The organism is Limisphaera ngatamarikiensis (assembly GCF_011044775.1).
Lineage (GTDB): Bacteria > Verrucomicrobiota > Verrucomicrobiia > Limisphaerales > Limisphaeraceae > Limisphaera > Limisphaera ngatamarikiensis.
This window is the reverse complement of record NZ_JAAKYA010000063.1, coordinates 3,216-4,137: the sequence shown is the minus strand read 5'-3', so window position 1 is coordinate 4,137 and position 922 is coordinate 3,216. Positions and strand designations below refer to the sequence as shown.

The following is a 922-nucleotide window of genomic DNA, read 5'->3' as shown; positions in this document are numbered from 1 at the left end:
CGACGGCAACGGGAACGTGTGGAACCTGGTGTCCGCGAGCACCGGTACCGAGACTGCCCGGTACGAGTATGGACCGTTTGGGGAGCCCTTGCGGCTGACGGGTACTGTGGCCGCTTCAAATCCGTTCCGCTTCAGCACGAAGCGGGCGGAGGACGGCACGGGCCTGGTGCTGTACGAATACCGCGCCTACAGTCCCACCCTGGGAAGGTGGTTGAGCCGGGATCCGGTCGGGGAACCGGGGTTTGCCCTTATCTTTGAGAGTTCGAAGACGGGTGAAGAAGTAGGGACGTTGGGTGCTCAAATCCTTAACGGCTCACTCCGTACAATCCAGCGGAATAAAAGCGCCATGCCTGACAAGCGCTACGAGGTCGGAAGCTTCCATCCGCGGCCAACCCGGGCAGGTCTTGCGCACTACGATTTCGTGAACCAAGACCCGATTAATCAGCTGGACTTTTTGGGACTAAAAGCTGCCAAAGGTAACAAAGACGATAAAAGCAAGAAGGACGATCAGGCATGCAAGCCATGCTGCGCCAACCGACCGAACCCGGTGAAGGATTTGTTCAGGACGGCAGCCGATACTTTAGCCGCGGCAATCGCAAATGCGGATGACTGGCCCCCTGAAGCAGCTAAGTCCGCTGCTCAAATGATTCGGATCTTTATCCTGCTATCCCAGGCAAAAGAGGGTTGCGAGAAGATGAAAGAGGCGGCTGAGTTATGCCTAAAGTTTGCCCGATCACCCGAGCAAGACAGTTGTTACTTCTGTTGCCAGCAGATCAAATGTAGTTTTCCACACATTGTTGGGGGTATTGCATATTTTTCATGTCATTCCATATGCGCGGCATTCTGAAATAGGAGGTATACAACATGAGTGGTGCGCGTAAGGCCGCAGTGGCTGCTGTATTGGTATTCGTCAGTTGTATGT

At 54.6% G+C, this 922-nt stretch carries 1 protein-coding gene; it reads left to right on the top strand.

The window, feature by feature from the left end; translation table 11 throughout:
• On the top strand, positions 1 to 847 hold an 847-nt coding region (locus G4L39_RS09495), incomplete at its 5' end, for an RHS repeat domain-containing protein (RefSeq protein WP_205880920.1).
• Positions 848 to 922 lie beyond the last annotated feature (75 nt).